Here is an 18,984-nt window from a genome sequence, read left to right as displayed (position 1 = left end):
GGACCGGCCCGGCTGGTTCAGTCGTTGGCCGCCGCGTTGACGATGGCCAGGCTGTCGGTGACGCCCGACTTCACGGCCTCCGAGGCGTTGGCGGACAGCGCCTCGACCTGCATCGGGTTCATCCCGCTGCCCTGGGCGCCGTTCACCACCGCGACCTTGGCCGCGTGACCGGCCGTCTCCTGGGCCGTCACCTGCGACTGCGTGGCCTTGTCCGCGTACTGCGGATCGATGTAGTAGGAGCGGGCCGTCTGGTCGATGAGGGACTTCACCTCCTCGCCGATACCGGACCCGGCGGCGATCGTGACGGCCATGCCCGCGGGGGTCAGCTTCCACGGACCGCCCGTCACGGCCCAGACCGACTTGAACCAGGTCGCGTTGCTGCTCATGCCCTCGTTGTAGGCCTTCGCGGCCTCCTTCCCGTCGCCCACGATCCCGAGAGTCCGGCCCGCGGCGATGGCGCCGGTCACCTCGCCGCCCGCCCTCGCCGCGTTGTGGACGGCCCCGTCGAACTCGGGGCCCAGTTCGGCCCGGTGGCGGAACAGGTCCTGGACGTGCGCCGTCGTATACGCCTGCTGCGCGTTGGCGACCGCCCCGAACGCGTCCGGGTCGCGGCCGATCGCGGCCAGCATCTTGAGCGTGGACGCCTTGTCCAGGGCCGCGGGCTCTCCGTAGCGCGGCAGCAGCAGGTTGTCCGGGCTCATCGCGCCCTGGACGTCGCCCATGTAGGCGGCCGCCATGTGCCCCAGGCTCGGCGCGGCGCCCGCGAGCGAGCCGCCGGGGTGCAGCGCGTGCGGGTGCTCCCCGTTGCCGAAGATCCTGACCGTCTCCGCCATCAGCTCCGCCTGCTCCCTGGTGTGTGGCAGGAGCGGGTCCTGGGACCCGTGGGCGCGGCCGGTGGTGGCGGCCTCCAGCGCGTGGCCGAGCGCGGTGGCCCCCGGCTTCTCGGCCGTGCCGCCGGGCTGGTCGTGGTCGTACCACACGTCCTGGAGCGGCGACTTGGGCCCGGCCTCGGTCAGCTGGTCGAGGTAGTGGTTCGGCTGGTGGACGGCCTTGACCGTGCCGTCGAAGTCGTAGCTGGTGGCCGGGCCCTTGAAGAACTCCAGCGACGCGTCGGGGTTGTGGGCCAGCGCCTCCAGCACGCCCGTCATCGGGTTGAAGCCGCCCTTGCCGTCCGGGGCGCCGAGGAGCTTCAGCTGGTCGAAGTCGGTGAAGTTCCACGCGTCCGAGGTCCACAGCGCCTTGCCCACGCTGAGCTGGGTGACGTGCTCGGCGACCGGGAGGAGGAAGTGCGGGTCGTAGGTGCCGGTGCGCAGGATGTTCGTCAGGATCTGGTAGCCGTACGGCTGGGGGTCGGAGCCCGGCTTGCCCGCCGGCCACACGTCCTGCCGGGTCGAGCCCGCCTTTCGCAGCCCCTGCTCCCACGCGTCGTCCAGGTGCGGGACGTTGTGGCTGTCGGTGGCGGTGGCCAGCGCCGTGCCCAGGTTCGCCTGGAGGTCGGCGACGGCCTTCGGGCGGCCGCCGCCCTTGTCGCCCGAGGCGACGGCCATCTGCCCGTACAGCTTGAGGAAGCCGTCCGGGCCGGCCTCCCGGTAGAAGGCGGTGGTGAAGCGCGGGTCGTTGCCGTGCTCCTTCAGCAGCCTGTTGAGCTCGTCCAGTTGGGCGTCGGTGATGTTCCCGGCGAGCTTGAGCAGGTCGGCCGCCCGGTGCGCCTTCTCCTCGGGGCCCGAGGAGGCGTGGAACGCGCCCTTGTCCGTGCCGGTGGCGCCGCCGAGCGCGGTGGCGGCCGCGGCGTCCGCCGCCTCCGCCCGCTTCACCGCCTTGCCGATGTCCTCGGCGACGGCCTTCGCCAGCAGCCGCTGCGTGTCCGCGTAGCCCGGATCGTGCTGGTCGGCCTTGGTGGTGGCCGCCCACCGCACGGCCGAGCCGTCCGCGTCCACCGTCAGGTCGTGGTCCGCGGCCCGCTTCAGCGCCGCGTCCAGGTCGGCCCGGGCGGCGGCGAGTTCGGTGTGCGCCTCGCGCAGGGCCCTGGCGATCGCACTGGCCTCCTCGAAGGCCGCGTCGAGTTCGTCGCGCACCTTGGTGATGGTCGTGGAGGCCGCTTCGGCCGTGTCGCCGACCCAGTTGGACGCCCGCAGCGGCGTGATCACGTCACCGGTGATCTCCTCGGAGAACTTCCAGGTGCGCACCAGCCCCTCGAAGGCCGTGGCCAGGGTCTCGATGCCCTGGAACGACTCCTGGCGCAGGTTGGAGAAGGTACTCATGTGTCGCCTTGCCTCGGGTCGCGTCAGGTCGTGTCAGGTCGTGCCAGGGGGTATCAGGTCGTGCCAGGTCGTGTCAGGGGGTCGGGAAGTTGCCGGCGTTCGCCCTGTCGATCTGCTCGTACTGATCGGCGCAGACGGTCATCGCGGAGGAGACCTGCCCGAGCATGCCCCCGGTGGCCTGGGCCTGCGCGGCCCACACGCCCTGCGCGGTGGCCAGCGCGGCGACGAGCCTCCAGTCCCTGGACATGGCCTGGGTGGCGCCCGGCTGGTCCTTCCAGACGTCCTTGCAGGCCTTGTCGAACTCGGTGTGCAGGGTGTTCGCGTTGCCCGACGCCTTGCGCAGCGCCGCCGGGCTCACCTTCACCGTCGCGCCGGGGGCCTGGTGCGCCTGCGCGGGCACCCACTTCGGCTCCGCGGTGCCGGCCTCGGCGGCGGCCAGGTCCGGGTGGTCCTTCTTCGCGGCGGCGGTGAGCTTCCCGCTGCCGTCGAAGAGCCAGGGATTGACCTTCCGCTCGAAATCCAGGTCAGTCACTCGTACCCCTCCAGACCCCGTGGTTTCACTCAGCGAGCTTAGCGTCAAGTCTTGGTACGCACGAGAGTTGGGGGATCTCCGGCCATCGGCTGACGGGCGTTCGGAACTCCGCGCCAACGCCGGTGGAACGCGGGGCGTACGGACGGGGAGGCCCGGCGGTGTCGACACCGCCGGGCCTCCCCCCACCTTCAGTCCTGACGTGGCATCAGCCGGTCTGGACGGCGGTGTCGTCGATGACGAAGCTGGTCTGGAGCGACCCGTCCTCGACGCCGTTGAACTTCAGGGTGACGCTCTGGCCCGCGTAGGACGAGAGGTCGAACGTGCGCTGCTGGTAGCCCGCGGCCGCGTCCACGTTGGAGTAAGTCTTCAGCGCGGTGCCGTTGACGGAGACCGTCAGCTTGTCGTACGCCGTCGAGCCCGTCTCGGCGGTGTCGATGTGCAGCCAGAAGCTCAGCGTCGCCTTGCAGCCGGCCGGGATGGTCACCGTCTGCGAGAGGCTGTCGGTGTGGGTGGTGCCGTAGCCGTTCATCCACGACTTCCAGGAACCGCTGTGCGCCGCCTGGGAGGAGCTGTTGTCGACGACGCCGGAGCTGGCCGTCCACGGCGAGGCCGTGCCCGTCTCGAAGCCCGCGTTGCCGAGCAGCTGCGCCGGGGTGCAGGTGCCGCCGCCCGGGTTGACCGTCCAGGAGAAGGCCGCAGAACCGGACTTGCCGGCCGCGTCGGTGACCGTGACCGTCACGTTGGAGCTGCCGGCGGTGGAGGCGGTGCCGGATATCAGGCCGGTCGAGGCGTTGATCGACAGGCCCGCGGGCAGGCCCGTCGCCGAGTAGGACAGCGGGGCGGTGCCGCCGGAGGCGTTGATCTGCAGGCTCACCGCGCCGCCGACCGAGGTGGACTGGCCGCCCGGGTTGCTCACCGAGACGGCGCCGGTGCCGGCCGGCTTGGTCAGCAGGCAGCCGGCGACGTTGAGGTCGATGGCGCGGTTGGCGCCCAGGCAGGTGGTGAACCAGTAGGTCTCCTCACCGTAGCTCTGGCCCTTGGTGACGGTGGTGGTGCCGTCGGCCGCCACCTCGCACGGGTTGTTGAGGGTGCACATGGCGCCGTCGTCGTTGCCGGTGTTGTTGATGCCGACGATCCGCCCGCTGGCGGAGTCGACGATCGGCGAACCCGAGGTGCCGTGCGTGGTGTTGCAGCCGGAGCTGTAGCGCAGCGAGTCGTGCCAGCTCCACTGGTCCTCGCGCAGGGTCGGCACGAAGCCGTTGATCGAGCAGTTCCAGGTCTGCTTCCAGTACGAGGACGGGATGTACATCGCCGCGCCGTCGACCGGGTGGGAGTCGTTGATCGTCAGCGCGGTGGCGCCGTACTTGGAGGTGATCGACCCGTAGGTGTCGGTGAGTTCGTACAGCGCGACGTCCGTGCCGGTCATCGTCCCGTACAGCACCTTGTCGGCCGTGACGGTGCCGAGGCTGTTGCCCGCGCCGTCGAGCAGGGTGCCGCTGCGGCTGGCGCTCTGGTTCTGGATGACCTGCCCGGCCGGGGGCATCGTCGGCAGACAGTGCCCGTTGGTGAGCATCAGCGCGCGGTCACCGGCCACCGAGGTGGGGTAACGGACCAGCGAGGCCGAGCAGTTGCTCAGGGCGATGGTGGAGGTCAGGTCTGCGGCCCGCACGGCGTGCGCGGGGGCGGCGACGAAGGTCAGACCGCCCGCGACGACGACGCTCGCGGCGGCCGTCGCGGCAACTCTCTTGAACATGGCTCTCCTTGTGGGGGATCGCCGGCCCCTGCTGGTTGCCGAGGCCCGCGACGCACGAAAGTGCCATGCGCACTACAAGGAATCAACGGTTAGGACGGAAATCGGCTCAATCCCTCTCCGGCTCGATGTCGACCGTCCGGACCGTTCCACCACCCGGCGAGGTCTCCCCCGCCCAGCGGTCCGGCCCTTCCCGAGGGCCTCATGCCCCCACCCCGGAACGACAACGGTCCGCACACCCGGCGACGCATCCCGCCGATCATGCGATGACACGGTCGACCGATGACCACGTGATCCCCCGCCCAGGTGGTCAACTACGATCGGGGGCGTGCTCAGCCTCACCGGACTCCCCCTCCAGATCGTCGCCTCCGTGGTCGCGATCCTCGTCTTCGCCGCCACCATGTGGCTCTGGCCGCGGTTCGGCGGGAAGGGGTGGAAGTCCTGGGCGGGCCGGCTCGGCGCCTTCCTGGCCGCGCAGCTGTCCGTGCTGGCCGCGATGGGCCTGATCGCCAACAGCTACTTCGGCTTCTACAGCTCCTGGACCGACCTGCTCGGCACCAGCGGGGGCCTGGGCACCGTCGTCGACCACCAGCCGAACGCCTCCGGCGTGGCCGTCACGGGCGAGCAGAAGTTCTACTCGGCGCAGGGCTCGGAGCCCGACCGCTCCGGGCTGATCCAGAAGGTCGCCGTCAAAGGGGCCGGCAGCGGTCTGACCACCGAGGCGTACGTCTACCTGCCCCCGCAGTACTTCCAGCCGGAGTTCGCCAAGCAGCGCTTCCCGATGGCCCTGGTGCTCACCGGCTACCCGGGCATCCCCGAGAAGCTGATCTCGCTGATGCAGTACCCGGCCTCCGCCCTCGACGCGATCGAGAAGAAGAAGCTGCCGCCGACCGTCCTGGTGATGACCCGCCCCACCCTCGTCGACCGGGACACCGAGTGCGTCGACGTGCCGAACGGCCCCCAGGTGGAGTCCTTCTTCACCACCGACCTGCCCAAGGCCCTCGCCGCCACCTACCGGATCGGCACCGACCCGGCCAACCGGGCCGTCATCGGTAACTCCACCGGCGGCTACTGCGCGCTGAAGTTCGCGCTGCGCAAGCCCGACTCCTACAAGTCCGCCGTCGCGCTCTCCGGCTACTACAGCGCCGCCCACGACCCGACCACCGGGGACCTCTTCGGCGGCGACGCCAAGCTCAAGCAGGAGAACGACCTGCTGTGGCGGCTCAAGAACCAGCCGCCGGTGCCCGTCTCCCTGCTGCTGACCACGGCGAACGACGAGAACAACTACGAGGAGACCCAGGCGATGGTCGGCGCCTTCAAGGCCCCGACCGCGATGTCCACGATCACCCTGGACACCGCCGGCCACAACTTCCACACCTGGACCCGGGAGATCCCCCCGGCCCTGGAGTGGCTGGGCAAGCACCTCACGATGCCCGCCGCCGCCTGAGCCGCAGGCAACCCCGAGCGGGTGAATCCGTAGATCAAACCCGTCTCACAGCCCCGTCTCACGGTTCTCTCAGCCGCGCCACGCAGCGTATGGCGCATGACCACGAGCAGCTATTCCCCTCCGGCCGGCGAACCGTGGCCGGAGGCCGCGGACTACCCGCCGCCGCAGGTGCCGCAGCCGGAGGTTGACCGCCCGGCCCCGCTCTTCCCGGAGCAGCCCCTGCCGCCCGCCGGGCCCAAGGGGTTCGCCTCCTGGTCGGAGCGGCTGCGCACCCTGCCCGCCCGGGCCTGGCGGGGCCGCGAGGACGACCCGCGCTGGGTGCGCCCGGCCCTGCTGGGGCTGATGGCCGCCACCGCCTTCCTCTACCTGTGGGGCCTGGGCGCCTCCGGCTGGGCGAACGCCTTCTACTCGGCGGCCGTCCAGGCGGGCAGCCAGAGCTGGAAGGCGTTCTTCTTCGGCTCCTCGGACGCCGCGAACTTCATCACCGTCGACAAGCCCCCCATGTCGCTGTGGCCGATGGCCCTGTCGGTGCGGCTGTTCGGCCTCGATTCGTGGTCGATCCTCGCCCCGCAGGCCCTGATGGGCGCCGCCACCGCGGGCGTGCTGTACGCGACGGTGCGCCGCCGCTTCTCCCCGCTCGGCGGGCTGCTCGCCGGGGCCGCGTTCGCGCTCACCCCCGTCGCGGCGCTGATGTTCCGCTTCAACAACCCCGACGCGCTGCTGGTGCTGCTGCTCACCCTCTCCGCGTACGGGATGGTGCGGGCCGTCGAGACGGCGAGCACCCGGTGGCTGCTGTTCACCGGGGCCGTGTTCGGCTTCGCCTTCCTCACCAAGACCCTGGCGGCGTTCCTGATCCTGCCCGCCTTCGCCGTGGTCTACCTCGTGGTCGCGCCCACCGGCCTGTGGCGGCGGGTGCGCCAGACGCTGCTCGCGGGCGCGGCCCTGCTCGTCGCGGGCGGCTGGTGGGTGGCCGTGGTCGAACTGCTGCCCGCCTCGGCCCGCCCGTACGTCGGCGGCTCCCAGGACAACAGCTTCCTGTCGCTGACCTTCGGCTACAACGGCCTCGGCCGGGTGGACGGCAACGAGCGCGGCAGCGTCGGCGGCGGCGCCGCCCGCCTGCCCGCCGGACTGGACCTGCCCGGCGGCGCCGCCCGCGGCGGCAACCGCGGCTGGGGCCAGACCGGCATCACCCGGCTGTTCGGCGGCGACATCGGCGGGCAGATCGCCTGGCTGATGCCGGCCGCGCTGATCCTGCTGGTCGTCGGCCTCTGGGCGACCCGCCGCTACGCCCGCACCGACACCGCCCGCGCGGCGTTCCTGGTCTGGGGCGGCTGGCTGATCTCCACGGCGCTGGTGTTCAGCTTCATGTCCGGGATCTTCCACCAGTACTACACGGTGGCGCTGGCCCCCGCCGTCGCCGCGCTGGTCGGCATGGGCGTGGACGGGCTGTGGCGGGCGCGGCACCGGCTGCCCTGGGCGCTGGTGCTCTCCGGCACCCTCGCGGTGACGGCGGTCTGGGCGTTCGTCCTGCTCGGGCGCAGCTCGGACTTCCTGCCCTGGCTGCGCTGGGCGGTGCTGCTCGGCGGGCTGGCGGCGGCGGGCGCGCTGCTCTGGGGCCAGGCGGCCGGGCGGTCCTCGGGCCGGCTCGGGGCGCGGATCGCCTCGGTGGCGGGCCTGGTGGGCCTGGCGGCGGCGCTCGGCGGCCCGGCGGCGTACGCGGTGGACACCGTGGCGACGGCGCACAACGGCTCGATCGTGACGGCCGGACCGTCCGTCAAGGGCTCGTTCGGGCCGGGCGGCGGCGGGCGCAAGGGCGGCGCGGGCTTCCCGGGCGGGCAGGCCCCGCGCGGCCGGAACGGCGGCGGCTTCCCCGGCGGCGGTGCCTTCCCGGGCGGGCCGGGCTCGGGCGCCGGCTCGGGCGCCGGGAGCAACCAGGGCTCGGGTTCCGACAACGGTTCCAGCAACGGTTCCGGCAACGGCTCCGGCAAGGCGAACGGCCGCCACGAGCGCGGCACGACGGGCAACGGCAACGGCGCCACCACCGTCCCGGGCCTGCCCGGCGACCCCGAGGGCTTCCCCGGCGGCGCGGGCTTCCCAGGCGGCATGGGCGGCGCGGGTGGCGGCATGGGCGGCCTGCTCGGCGGCACCAAGGTGAGCGACGAGGCCGCGGCCCTGCTGAAGCAGGACGCCGACCGCTTCACCTGGGTTGCGGCGGCGGTCGGCTCGCAGACCTCCGCGAGCTACCAACTCGCCACCGGGGAACCGGTGATGGCCCTCGGCGGCTTCAACGGCACCGACCCGTCGCTGAGCCTGGCCGACTTCCAGAAGGACGTCCAGCAGGGCAAGGTCCACTGGTTCATCGACGGCGGCTCCCGCCGCGGCTTCGGCGGAGGCGGCACCGGCGGTGCGGGCGGTGCGAGCGGCGACGAGGGCGGCCAGCAGACCGAGAGCGCCCAGATCGAGGCGTGGGTGACGGCCCACTTCACCAAGCACACGGTCGGCACGGCCACCTTCTACGACCTGACGGCCCCGACCTCCTGAGCCGCCGTCCGGCAGACCGGCAGAGACCCGCAGGGGGCGCACCGCGAGCAGCGCGGCGCGCCCCCTGCGCACATGTCGGCTCGTCCTGTCAGTCCGAGGCGCAGCGCGTCCCCGGGGCCGGCATCCGCCCGTCCACCAGGTAGTCCGCGATCGCCGAGCGCACGCACCCGCTCTTGTCGTACGCGGTGTGCCCGTCCCCGTCCCGGGTGAGCAGCACGCCGTGCTCGAACCCGGCGGCCATCCGCTGCGCCCACGGGTACGGCGTGACCGGGTCGCCGGTGGAGCCGACGACGAGGATCGGCGCGCTGCCCGGCGCCTTCACGGTGTGCGGCTTCTCGGGCGAACGGTACGGCCAGGGGCGGCAGTCCGGGTCGAGCAGGGCGAGCCGGGTGTCGTGGCGGCTGGTGAGCGGGGCCTGGGCGGCGAGGTCGGCCAGGGCGGTGCGCAGGTCGGCGGGGCTGGGGGCGAGGGCGGCGTCGGCGCAGTGGATGGCGGCGTAGGCGTCCGCGGCGGTGTAGTAACGGCCGTCCTGGTCGCGGCCGTCGGCGTTGTCGGCCAGGCGCATCAGCTCGTCGGCGTCGCCGTGGGTGACCGCCGGGGCGAGGGCCTCGCGCAGCCGCTCGAAGGAGCGGCTGCCGTCGTTGAGGACGCCGATGACGCCGCCCCAGGCGAGGGCGGCGGTGAGGCTGCGCCCGTCCGCGGTGTTCAGGGGGCGGGCCCGCAGGCCGTCGAGGAAGTCGGCGAGGCGGCGCGGGGCGGCGGCCGGGTCGGTGCCGAAGGGGCAGGACTCGTCGTTGGTGGCGCAGTCGGTGGCGAAGGCGGTGAACTCGGCTTCGGTGGCGACGGCCTGTTCGCCGTTGAGGTGCATCAGGTCGGTGCTGCGCTCCACGGCGCCGTCGAGGACGAGGCGGCCGGTGCGCTCGGGGAACTCCTCGGCGTAGAGGGCGCCGAGGTAGGTGCCGTAGGACAGGCCGAGGAAGTCGAGCTTGCGCTCGCCGAGGGCGCTGCGCAGCACGTCCATGTCGCGGGCGGTGTCGCGGGTGCCGAGGTGCGGCAGGAGGGCGGCGTGCTTGGCCTGGCAGGCGTCGGCGAGGACGCGGCCGTGGTCGTAGCCGGGGTCGTCGGTGGAGGTCCACTCGTCGCGGGTGCGGTCGTCGAGGCAGTGCACCGGGGTGGTGCGGCCGGCGCCGCGCGGGTCGAACCCGACGAGGTCGTAGCGGTCGTGCAGCGGGCCCTGGTAGCTCTTCCAGCCCCACTGGATCATGCTCGTACCGGAGTTGCCGGGCCCGCCGGGGTTGAGCACCAGGGCGCCGAGGCGGTGCTTCGGGTCGGCGGCGGGCACCCGGGTGAGGGCGACGTCGATGGTCTCGCCGCCGGGCTTCGCGTAGTCCAGCGGCGCCTTGAGGGTGGCGCACTGGACGGTGGGCTCCTCGCCCTCGGCGGGCTCCCCGCAGGGCTGCCAGTCGATCCGCTGGTCGTAGAGCGCGCGCAGTTCGGGCGCGGCGGCGGCCGGGGCTCTGTCGGCCAGCGGCGGCCGCGCGGTCGGGGCGCTCGCGGTGGGCGTGCCGGTGCAGCCGGCGGCCGTCAGGGCGGCGGCGAGCGCGGTGGCGAGGGCGGGCAGCGCCCGTCGGGATGACCGTTGGATCTTCGAGTCCACTGCTCACGCATACCATTCATCCCCGGTCCGGGTCACATCCCGGCCCCGGACCGGGGCGACGGCCGAGCGGTTTCCGCCGGTCGGGGAGGGGTCGTTCAGCGGCCTGGATCAGCCGCCTCGATCAACCGCCTCGATCAGCCGCCTGGATCAGCCGCCGCACTGCTGGAGCATGGTCTTCTTGTCCGCTTCCGTGACGGGCAGCTTGTACTTCAGCGACACCTGCGCGAAGCGCACCGCGTAGGAGCAGCGCACCTCGGTGTTGGCGGGCAGCCAGGAGGCCGGGCCGGAGTCGCCCTTGGAGGCGTTCTGGGAGCCGTCCGCGGGGATCAGGTTGAGCGGGTCGTTGGCGATCTGGACGCGCTTGAGCTTGTCCCAGGCGGCCGCGCCCATCTGCCAGTCGTACGACAGGGGCATCACGTGGTCGATCTGGATCCTCGTGGGCTGCTGCTTGGTCCACTGCACGGTCTTGCCGGTGTACGGGTCGTAGATGGTCATCGCGGTGACCACGCAATCCGAGCCGTCCTTGTGCTCGACGCCGGTGCCGTCACGGGCGAGCAGGTCGTTGCGGGTGTCGCACTTGTTGCCGCCGAGGGGGACGCCCTCGACGTTGTCCGTCCAGGCCGGGCCGAACTCGTTGCGGTCGTAGCCGTCCTTGGGGCCGGGGGCGGCGGTGGCGACCTTGGCGATGAGATCGCGGCCGGCCTTGCGCTCCTCGGGGGTGCTCAGCGGGGCGAGGCCTGGCTTGGTCCCGTCCGGGTTCTGCAGCGGGCTGGTGCCCAGCGCCCCGGCCGGGGCGGTGCCGCCGGGGGCGGGCTTGTCGTGGTCGCGGCCGCCGACCAGCCAACCGGCCAGCGCGAGCGCGCATATGAGGAACACGGTGGCGGCGGAGAGCCGTGTACGGCGGGCGGGCACGGAGAACTCCCGAGGTCAGGGGCGGTGTGACGGACCAGCAGAGTGGATCAGCCGCCCCAAGAGCGGGTCAAGGCGACGCCACGCGGACCTCAAGGAGCATGTCGAAGCTCACACTCGCCCCGACCGGTTGTGCCTTCCTCCGATGCGCCGCGCCCTCCCCACCGGGCAGGCTGGGCGCATGCAGAACTCGCCAGGCCCCGACTCGGCAGGCCGCGTCGCGCCAGGTACCGACTCGCAGGGTCCCGGCTCGCAGGATCCCGGCTCGCAGGATCCCGACTCGCAAGGTCCCGTCGCCGCGCTCGTCCTGGCCGCCGGGGGCGGGCGGCGCCTGGGCGGGCGGCCCAAGGCGCTGATCCGCTACGGCGGCCGCCCGCTGGTCGAGCACGCGGTGGCCGTGGCCCGGGCGGGCGGCTGCCCCGAGGTGACGGTCGTCCTGGGCGCCGCCGCCGGGCGGGTACGGGCCACGGCGCACCTGCCGGGCTGCCGGCTGGCCGCCAACCCGGACTGGGCGAGCGGGATGGGCTCCTCGCTGCGCGCGGGCCTGGCCGCCCTGCCACCGGGCGTCTCGGCGGCGCTGGTGCTGCTGGTCGACACCCCGGGCGTCACCCCGGCCGCCGTCGCCCGGCTGCTGGCCGCGCACCGGGCCGGAGCCGAACTCGCGGCCGCCGCCTACGCGGGCCGGCGCGGGCACCCCGTCCTGATCGGCGCCCGCCACTTCGCCGAGGCGTCCGCCGGCGCGCTCGGCGACTCCGGCGCCAGGGCCCTGCTGGCGGCGCACGCGGCGGAGACCGTCCTCGTCGAATGCGCCGACGTGGCCGTCCCCGACGACCTGGACACCCCCGCCGACCTGGCCAGGTGGGGTGCCGTGTAACCACCGAGACGGAGCGCTGATCGCCCACGCTCCACCTGCCGGACGACCGTCCCTGATCCAACCCTGAGGATTGCCCCATTCCGCGCCAACCGCCCCCCGCATCAGGGAGCATGGGAAACGACCCACACCCGACCCCGAGGGACGGAGCCCGCGATGGCCGGACTGCCCGACGACTTCACCGGACACGACCCCGCGCGGCAGGGCCCCGGGGCGGGCGGTGGCGCCCGGGCGATCCGCTGCCCCGCCTGCCGCCGCGAGCACCTCTACGAGCCCCCGTCGCTGCCCTGCCCCTGCGGCGCCTCGCTGAAGGTGCCGCTGCTGCGCGGCGGCGTCCCCGTGCAGGTGCGGTTCCGCTCCTGGGAGGACTCCTGGCTGAGCATGCGCTGCCCCCACTGCGGCCGCTCCGACCAGTGGCCCCAGCCGGAGTTCACCTGCAACTGCGGCGCCACCGTCCGGCTCCCGGTGGACCGCGCGACCCGCCTGGGCACCGGCACCGCCGCCCCACTCGCCGCCCCCGGCCCGCAGACCTCCCGCCCCTACCCGGCCCACCCGCTGGGCGCCCCCGTGCCCGCCCCGCCCGCGGCCCCCGGCACCTCGGCCGGCCGGGCCCGCCCCTTCCGCCACCGCGCCCCGTTCCGCCCCCACCCCGTGCGCACCTCCCAGGATGCGGTGTTCACCGCCGCCCGCTACCTGGAGTGGCTCGGCTTCGACGACCTCGAACTGACGGAGGCCCAGGAGCGCGACGGCGTCACCCTGCTCGGCACCCGGATGGTCGCCCAGGTCGACACCTGGACGGAGCCCGCCGACGTGAAGTCCGTCGAGTGCCTGTGGATGCAGACCCTGCACGCCGAGGAGATGGCCGCCGCCATGTTCACCCTGGCCGGCTACTCCCACCAGGCCACCGTCCGCGGCGAACAACTGCTGGTCGCCCTGTTCAGCCTGGACCTCGCCGGCGTCCCCCAGCCCGCCAACGGCGCCGCCGAGGCCCTCATGGAGACCGGCTGGACCTCCTAGTCCCCGGTCGGCACCGCCTCGAGGCCCTCTAGATCATCCACCCCGCAAAATCAACAACCTCCGCTCGTGATCTGGTGCACAAGCTCACCCCCGTGTTGAATTGCCGCCACAGCGCGGGCCTTCGCGTCCGTGCCCTGCTGGATGGCGCACACAAGGAGGTGGCGTTGTCGGAGCACGGATGGAGCCCGAGCGGCCCGGACGGGCGGGGGCGGGCAGCGGAGGAACCGGGCGACACCGTGTGGCGGCTGCGGTCGCGCGGGTGCTGGCAGGAGGCCGCCGAACTGCTGCGCCCCTCCGCCGAACAGGACCCGGCGGCCGCCCTCGGCCGCGCCGAACTCCTCATCGAACAGTGCCTGTTCACCGCCGCGAACTGGACACAGGCCGAACAGGCGCTACGGCTGGCGGAGGCGCTCGCGGCCGGCACCGAGCAGCGCGCGGCCGCCGCCTGCGCCCGCGGGTTCCTGGCCTACCTGGCCAGCGTGCTCGGCCCGCGCGACCGGCTCGACGAGGCACAGGCGGCGCTCGGCCGCACCTCCGCGCTGCTGCCGCCGGACGCCCCCGGCCGTCCGCTGCTGGACTTCCGGCGCGGGCTGGTCGCCGAGAACCTGCTGCGCGACCGCAGCGCGGCCTGGATCGCCTACCGCCGGGCGCACGACGCCGCCGGAGAGCGCGGGGACGAACTCCTGCGCTCCTACACCTGGCGCCACCTGGCCGCCCTGGCCCTCTCCCGGGGGGACCACGCCCGCGCCCGGGAGGGCTTCGACGCCTCGCTGCGGCTGCGCGAGCAACTCGGCTTCACAGTGGGGGTGGCACCGGCGCTCGCGGCGCTCGCCGAGGTCTCCGAACCGGCGGAGGCCGCCCGCCTGCGCGCCGAGGCGACGCGCCTGGTGCACGCCCTGGGCGGCGTGCCGGTCTGGCTCGCGCGCCAACTGAGCGCCCCGCGCGCGCCGGCGCCTCCCCCGGACGGACGCATCGGGAGCGAGACTCCGGGCGCCATCAGCTAAGGTGAGCCTAACCTGGCCGGAGTGAGCAGTACTCCGGCCAGGTTCGCCTTGCCGTTCTCCGGGTACCGCCATGCCCCGGTCCGGCCGGGCCCGGTGCGGCTCGGTACGGCGCGGCGGGCACCACCGGGCCCCATGCGCGGCCCCGGTCGACCCGATGGGGCCCCGACCATGACCGCGAGCAGCATCCGGCCCGGCCCCGTGCCGTGCGCCCCCCGCACCACCCCGGCGCACACTCCCGCCCTCACGCCCGATCCCCCCGCCCCCGGCGCGTCCGCGTACCACCGGCTGGCCGCGCTCTCCCCCGTGGTGAGCGTGCGCCTGGCCGCACCCCGCTCGGGCGGCGGCTGGTTCACCGCCGCCGACCTCACCGAACGGCCCGAGGCGCTGCGCGAACTGATCGGTCACGACGCCCGCCAGGGCCTCGCCCGCTACGGACGGCCGCTGCGGCCGGACGTGGCGGCCGGGTTCGGCCTGCACCGGGCCGTCTGGCCGCTGTCGCTGGTGTTCACCCTGCCGTGGTTCCTGGAGCGCCGGGTGCCGCTGGCCGGGCCCGGGGACGTCGCGCTGCGGCGCGGCGCGGGCTCGGCGGAGCTGACGGTCCGTCCGGGCGCCTTCGTCTGCCTGCCCGACGATCCGGCCGCCGCCTGCGCCACCCGGACCGCCGCCGACGAGCAGGCGCTGGCGGCCGAACTGCGGTGCGCGCTGGAGGGGTTCCTCGCCCCGCTGCTGGCCGCCTTCCGGCCCGAGGTGCGGCGCGGGCCGCGGGTGCTGTGGGCGATGGCCACCGACGCGATGGTGGAGGGGCTCTGGTACGCGGGCGGGCTGCTCGGCGAGGCGGAGCGGGCGCGCGAGGAGCTCTCGGCGCTGCTGGCGCCCGGGCCCGCCTGTGGTGGGCTCGCCGCGCCCGCGCACGCGCCCGGCGCGTCGGGCGGGCCCGCTCCGGCGCCCTCCCCCTTCACCCCGGGCGCCGGTTTCGCGGCCCCGGCGCCCGGCTGCGGCGGCGCTCCCGCCGACTGCGCCCGCTCCCGGGCCAGCTGTTGCCTCGTCTACACCGTGGCCCCCCGGGACATGTGCGGCGGCTGCCCCCGCGTCATGCGCAGTTGACGAAAATACGTCCGAGCCGAAACCGAAAAAGCCCGGAATTCCGGGAATTCCTGCCACCGAATTCATATGACAATCCGCTCGACTCGAGGTCAGAAATCCCTCTACTCAGCGCATTGACGGTGAATCGGTCATTCGCCCCCCGAGCATCGGCCATGATGGTCCCCGCCATCACGGCGCACATCACGTTGTCACGATGTCAGGAAGCGCGACGCAGAAAGCGAGGCTGGTTCCGGCGATGAAACTGTCCGACATACCGCTCGGCTGGGCCGTCACCGCAGTGGCGGGGCTGCTGGTCAGCGCCCTCCTGGTGGCCCTGGCCCGGAGCCGGGGCTCCTCCCCCGCCGGTGGGGCGGATTCCTGGGAGCGTGCCGAGGAACGGCGCCGGCGCAAGGAATCCCTGTACGGCGGAGCCTCGTACACCCTGCTGTTCTGCTGCGCCGGTGTCGCGGCCGCCCTGTCCTTCCACGGGCTGGTGGGTTTCGGCGTCGAGAACCTGGGACTGTCGGGCGGCTGGGAGTACCTCGTCCCCTTCGGTCTCGACGGCGCCGCGATGTTCTGTTCCGTCCTCGCCGTGCGCGAGGCCAGCCACGGCGACGCCGCCCTCGGCTCCCGCCTGCTGGTCTGGGTGTTCGCCATCGCCTCGGCCTGGTTCAACTGGGTCCACGCCCCGCGCGGCTTCGGCCACGCCGGGGCCCCGCAGTTCTTCTCCGGCATGTCGATGTCCGCGGCGATCCTCTTCGACCGGGCGCTCAAGCAGACCCGCCGGGCGGCGCTGCGCGAACAGGGGCTCGTCCCCCGCCCACTGCCGCAGATCCGCATCGTGCGCTGGCTGCGCGCCCCCCGCGAGACGTACGCGGCCTGGTCGCTGATGCTACTCGAAGGCGTGCGCAGCCTGGACGAGGCGGTGGACGAGGTCCGCGACGACAAGCGGGAGCGGGCGCTGGAGAAGGAGCGGCGCAAGCTGGCGGGCCGCCGCGAGCGGGCCGAGATCCGGGCGATCAACCGCGGCAACGGCGCCTGGCGGGGGCGCGGGGCGGCCTCCGCCGCCCGGCAGCTGGAGTCCGGCTCGGAGCCGGCCATAGCCGGCGGTCCGGCCGCGCCCCTCGCCGTCGAGGCGGGCCAGCCCGGCCCCGCCGACGAGACTCCGGACGGAGCCGCCGAGGGCCCGGTCGTCCAGCCGGGGCTCCCGGCCCGCCCGGAGCGGCGCACCATCGACCTCACCGTCGACGAGGACACCGTCACGCTGCCCCGGCTGAACGAGCTGGAGCGCAAGCTCAAGGACCTCGAGCAGCAGTTCGGCTGACCGCGGATCCGACTACTTCCGTAGTGCCACTACGGAAGTAGTCGGGAGCGGTCCGGAGTAACCTCGGGCCGTCCCGGGCAGGTCCGAACTACGGATGTAGTGCCACTACGGAAGTAGTTCGGCCCCCGTTCGGCCTAAGCCGCCGTGGTCCCGCTCAGCTCGAACCACATCCGCTTGCCGGAGCCCCTCGGCTCCACGCCCCAGGCGTCCGCGAGCGCCTCGACCAGCATCAGCCCGCGCCCGGAGGACGCCTGCTCGCCGGGGGTGCGGCGGGTCGGCCACAGGTCCGACTCGTCCTCCACCTCGACCCGCAGCCGCGCCCGGCCGCCGTCCGAGACCGGCTCCCGGTAGAGCCGGGCGGTGAACATGGCATCCCGGTCGGTGTGCCGGATGGCGTTGGTGACCAGTTCGGAGGAGAGCAGTTCGGCGGTGTCGATGAACTCGGCGACGCCCCAGCGGCGCAGTGCGTCGCGCAGTTCGGCCCGGACCTCGGAGATCCGCGCCAGGTCCGCCTGGCCGACCCGGCGGCGCAGCTGCTGGGCGGCGAGCCCGCCCGAGGGGCCGTCCCAGCGCAGGAGCAGCAGCGCTATGTCGTCCTCGCGCTCGCTGGAGTCGGCGGCCTGGGAGGCGATCCGGTCGGCCAGTTCCTCCAGCGGGTCCCGGTGGGCCGTCCGCTGGTCCGGCAGGGGGCGGGCGAGGGCCCGGACGAGGCGGTCGATGCCCTCGTCCAGGTCCATGCCGCGCGCCTCGACCAGGCCGTCGGTACAGAGCAGCACCGTCTCGCCCGGGTCGAGGCTGAACCGGGTGACGCGGTACTCCTGGTCGGGGTCGATGCCCAGCGGCAGCCCGCCGGCGACCGGCACCACGGCGACGCTGCCGTCCGCGCGGCGCACCACCGGGTCGAGGTGGCCGGCGCGCACGGCGTAGACCACGCCGTAGTCGACGTTGACCTCGGCGTAGGTGCAGGTGGCGAAGTGGTCGGTGTCCAGGTCGGCGAGGAAGCGGGAGGCGCGGGCCATCACGGCCTCGGGCGGGTGGCCCTCGGCGGCGTAGGCGCGCAGCGCGATCCGCAGCTGGCCCATGATCCCGGCGGCGTGCACGTCGTGGCCCTGGACGTCGCCGATGACCAGGCCCACGTGCCCGCCGGGCAGCGGGACGACGTCGTACCAGTCGCCGCCGATCTGCAGGCCGGAGCCGGCCGCCAGGTAGCGCACGGCGGTGGTCACGCCGGGGACGGAGGGGACGGTGCGCGGCAGCATCACCCGCTGGAGGCCGGCCGCGAGCTCGTGCTCGGCGTCGTGCAGCCGGGCGCGGGCCAGGGACTGGGCGACGAGCCCGCCGAGGGTGGACAGGAGGGTGCGCTCGTCGGCGTCCAGCTCGCGCTCGTCGTCGAAGCTGACCACGCAGATGCCGATGGGCCGGCCGCTGGCCACCAGCGGCAGGTAGGCCCAGGAACCCTTGCCGTTGCGCTTGGTCGGCTCCCACACGTCGGGGTAGCCCTCGCGGAACTCCTCGCGGGTGGAGATGAACACCGGCGCGCGGTGGCGCAGCGCCTCGGAGGCGGGGTGGCCGTGCGGCAGCAGGGTGCGGTCCCAGATGGCGAGGCCCTCGGGGTGGTAGCCGGAGGCGCCGAGGATCTGGGCCCGTCCGGCTTCGAAGGAGGCGAGCACCAGCCCGTCCGGCGGCAGTCCGGGCAGCGGCAGCTCGGTGAACACCCGTGCGACGTCGCGCACGGTGACGGCCTCGGAGAGGGCGCGGGCCGCCTCCTTGATGAAGCGGGAGCGCTCCTCGCGCAGCTGGGCCATCCGGTCGGCGTGGTCGCGTTTGTGCAGCTCGACGGTGGCGTCCCAGACGAAGCCGACCATCCGGGAGGCGCGCCCGAAGGCGTCGGCGAGCACCCGGCCGCGGAAGCGGACGGCGCGCAGGCCCCCACCCGGGCCGATGGTGCGGTAGTACGCGCCGCACTGGCCCAGTTCCGCCACCGCTCGCTCGACGCGACGGCGCACCACGGGCGCGTCCTCGGGGTGCAGCAGGGAGAGGAAGGAGGCGGAGGTGCGGTCGAAGTGGCTCTTCTCGGTGTCCAGTCCGATGATCGTGCAGGCCCGCTGGTCGCCCTCCAGGACGTCGCGGCGGATGTCCCAGTCGAAGGAGCCGATGCCGTTGGCGGCCATCGCGGGCTCCAGCCAGTCCGGCATGGTGTCGGCGGAGGCGGGCGGCAGTCCGCCGGAGAGCACCGGGGCCATCCGGGCGGCGGCGAGGTTCGGGGGCATCCGCTGGGCGCCGCGGCGGGCGGTCTGCGCGGGCGGGCGGGCCCGGTCGGCGGACTGCGGCGTCGCGGTGCGGCCGACGGGCTGCGGCTCGGCGGACACGCCGGGCGGCAGCGCCGGCCCCGGCGACTCGGGCTCAGTGGGCATGCTGCTCCTGCCGCTGCCGTGACGGACCGCGCCGACCGTCCGGACGGGCCGCGTGGCGATGTGGTGGGTCGTGCTGGTTCGGGTGGGTTCGACGGGCGGTGGTCAGTCGAGGTTCGCTCTCCCCGCTGCTTCCCGACCGTGGACACACATTCCCACCATCCTGGCCAATGTTCG

General features: G+C 73.9%; 13 protein-coding genes. 7 read left to right on the top strand and 6 right to left on the bottom strand.

Features of this window, described 5'->3' with window-relative positions; translation table 11 throughout:
• Positions 1–17 precede the first annotated feature (17 nt).
• The 3 genes from ACIBCA_RS33250 to ACIBCA_RS33240 all read right to left on the bottom strand — a co-directional run bounded on the left by ACIBCA_RS33250 (position 18) and on the right by ACIBCA_RS33240 (position 4,546).
• Positions 18–2,261, bottom strand: coding sequence for a hypothetical protein (locus ACIBCA_RS33250; RefSeq protein WP_396286801.1), 2,244 nt, complete (start codon positions 2,259–2,261; stop codon positions 18–20).
• Positions 2,262–2,334: 73 nt separating this feature from the next.
• On the bottom strand, positions 2,335–2,793 hold the full coding sequence (locus tag ACIBCA_RS33245) for a WXG100 family type VII secretion target (RefSeq protein ID WP_396286800.1): 459 nt from the start codon (positions 2,791–2,793) through the stop codon (positions 2,335–2,337).
• Positions 2,794–2,998: 205 nt separating this feature from the next.
• Positions 2,999–4,546: a putative Ig domain-containing protein gene (locus ACIBCA_RS33240; RefSeq protein ID WP_396286799.1), complete on the bottom strand. Its 1,548-nt coding sequence runs from the start codon at positions 4,544–4,546 to the stop codon at positions 2,999–3,001.
• A 325-nt stretch (positions 4,547–4,871) separates the two neighbouring features.
• Between ACIBCA_RS33240 and ACIBCA_RS33235 the strand changes: the two genes are divergently transcribed.
• A complete protein-coding gene (locus ACIBCA_RS33235) occupies positions 4,872–5,990 on the top strand; it encodes an alpha/beta hydrolase (protein ID WP_396286798.1) in 1,119 nt (372 codons plus the stop codon).
• A 96-nt stretch (positions 5,991–6,086) separates the two neighbouring features.
• On the top strand, positions 6,087–8,531 hold the full coding sequence (locus ACIBCA_RS33230) for an ArnT family glycosyltransferase (RefSeq protein ID WP_396286797.1): 2,445 nt from the start codon (positions 6,087–6,089) through the stop codon (positions 8,529–8,531).
• A gap of 88 nt (positions 8,532–8,619) precedes the next feature.
• Here the strand turns inward: ACIBCA_RS33230 and ACIBCA_RS33225 are convergent, their stop codons facing one another.
• Together ACIBCA_RS33225 and ACIBCA_RS33220 are read right to left on the bottom strand one after the other, a co-directional pair.
• Complete coding sequence (locus ACIBCA_RS33225) at positions 8,620–10,188, bottom strand: alpha/beta hydrolase (RefSeq protein ID WP_396286796.1); 1,569 nt, start codon at positions 10,186–10,188, stop codon at positions 8,620–8,622.
• Between the two features lie 147 nt (positions 10,189–10,335).
• Positions 10,336–11,040: an HNH endonuclease family protein gene (locus tag ACIBCA_RS33220; RefSeq protein WP_396286859.1), complete on the bottom strand. Its 705-nt coding sequence runs from the start codon at positions 11,038–11,040 to the stop codon at positions 10,336–10,338.
• 238 nt (positions 11,041–11,278) lie between these two features.
• Between ACIBCA_RS33220 and ACIBCA_RS33215 the strand changes: the two genes are divergently transcribed.
• The 5 genes from ACIBCA_RS33215 to ACIBCA_RS33195 all read left to right on the top strand — a co-directional run bounded on the left by ACIBCA_RS33215 (position 11,279) and on the right by ACIBCA_RS33195 (position 16,396).
• Positions 11,279–11,971 carry an NTP transferase domain-containing protein gene (locus ACIBCA_RS33215; protein WP_396286795.1) on the top strand — a complete coding sequence of 231 codons (693 nt, stop codon included), beginning with the start codon at positions 11,279–11,281 and terminating at the stop codon, positions 11,969–11,971.
• A gap of 153 nt (positions 11,972–12,124) precedes the next feature.
• On the top strand, positions 12,125–12,985 hold the full coding sequence (locus ACIBCA_RS33210) for a hypothetical protein (RefSeq protein ID WP_396286794.1): 861 nt from the start codon (positions 12,125–12,127) through the stop codon (positions 12,983–12,985).
• Positions 12,986–13,149: 164 nt separating this feature from the next.
• A complete protein-coding gene (locus ACIBCA_RS33205) occupies positions 13,150–13,989 on the top strand; it encodes a hypothetical protein (RefSeq protein WP_396286793.1) in 840 nt (279 codons plus the stop codon).
• Positions 13,990–14,157: 168 nt separating this feature from the next.
• Positions 14,158–15,093, top strand: coding sequence for a (2Fe-2S)-binding protein (locus ACIBCA_RS33200; protein WP_396286792.1), 936 nt, complete (start codon positions 14,158–14,160; stop codon positions 15,091–15,093).
• A gap of 235 nt (positions 15,094–15,328) precedes the next feature.
• Complete coding sequence (locus ACIBCA_RS33195) at positions 15,329–16,396, top strand: DUF2637 domain-containing protein (protein ID WP_396286791.1); 1,068 nt, start codon at positions 15,329–15,331, stop codon at positions 16,394–16,396.
• 134 nt (positions 16,397–16,530) lie between these two features.
• Here the strand turns inward: ACIBCA_RS33195 and ACIBCA_RS33190 are convergent, their stop codons facing one another.
• A complete protein-coding gene (locus ACIBCA_RS33190; RefSeq protein ID WP_396286790.1) occupies positions 16,531–18,810 on the bottom strand; it encodes a SpoIIE family protein phosphatase in 2,280 nt (759 codons plus the stop codon).
• Positions 18,811–18,984: the final 174 nt, after the last annotated feature.

The organism is Kitasatospora sp. NPDC051170, assembly GCF_044455705.1.
GTDB lineage: Bacteria > Actinomycetota > Actinomycetes > Streptomycetales > Streptomycetaceae > Kitasatospora.
Note: the sequence above shows the minus strand (reverse complement) of the source record. Positions and strands in the feature narration are given on the sequence as shown.

Bases quoted from the DNA above. Each gene is read 5' to 3' on its own strand.
- ACIBCA_RS33240 (WP_396286799.1), bottom strand. From the start codon at position 4,546: ATGTTCAAGAGAGTTGCCGCGACGGCCGCCGCGAGCGTCGTCGTCGCG.
- ACIBCA_RS33200 (WP_396286792.1), top strand. From the start codon at position 14,158: ATGACCGCGAGCAGCATCCGGCCCGGCCCCGTGCCGTGCGCCCCCCGC.
- ACIBCA_RS33190 (WP_396286790.1), bottom strand. From the start codon at position 18,810: ATGCCCACTGAGCCCGAGTCGCCGGGGCCGGCGCTGCCGCCCGGCGTG.
- ACIBCA_RS33210 (WP_396286794.1), top strand. From the start codon at position 12,125: ATGGCCGGACTGCCCGACGACTTCACCGGACACGACCCCGCGCGGCAG.
- ACIBCA_RS33230 (WP_396286797.1), top strand. From the start codon at position 6,087: ATGACCACGAGCAGCTATTCCCCTCCGGCCGGCGAACCGTGGCCGGAG.
- ACIBCA_RS33195 (WP_396286791.1), top strand. From the start codon at position 15,329: ATGAAACTGTCCGACATACCGCTCGGCTGGGCCGTCACCGCAGTGGCG.
- ACIBCA_RS33215 (WP_396286795.1), top strand. From the start codon at position 11,279: ATGCAGAACTCGCCAGGCCCCGACTCGGCAGGCCGCGTCGCGCCAGGT.
- ACIBCA_RS33250 (WP_396286801.1), bottom strand. From the start codon at position 2,261: ATGAGTACCTTCTCCAACCTGCGCCAGGAGTCGTTCCAGGGCATCGAG.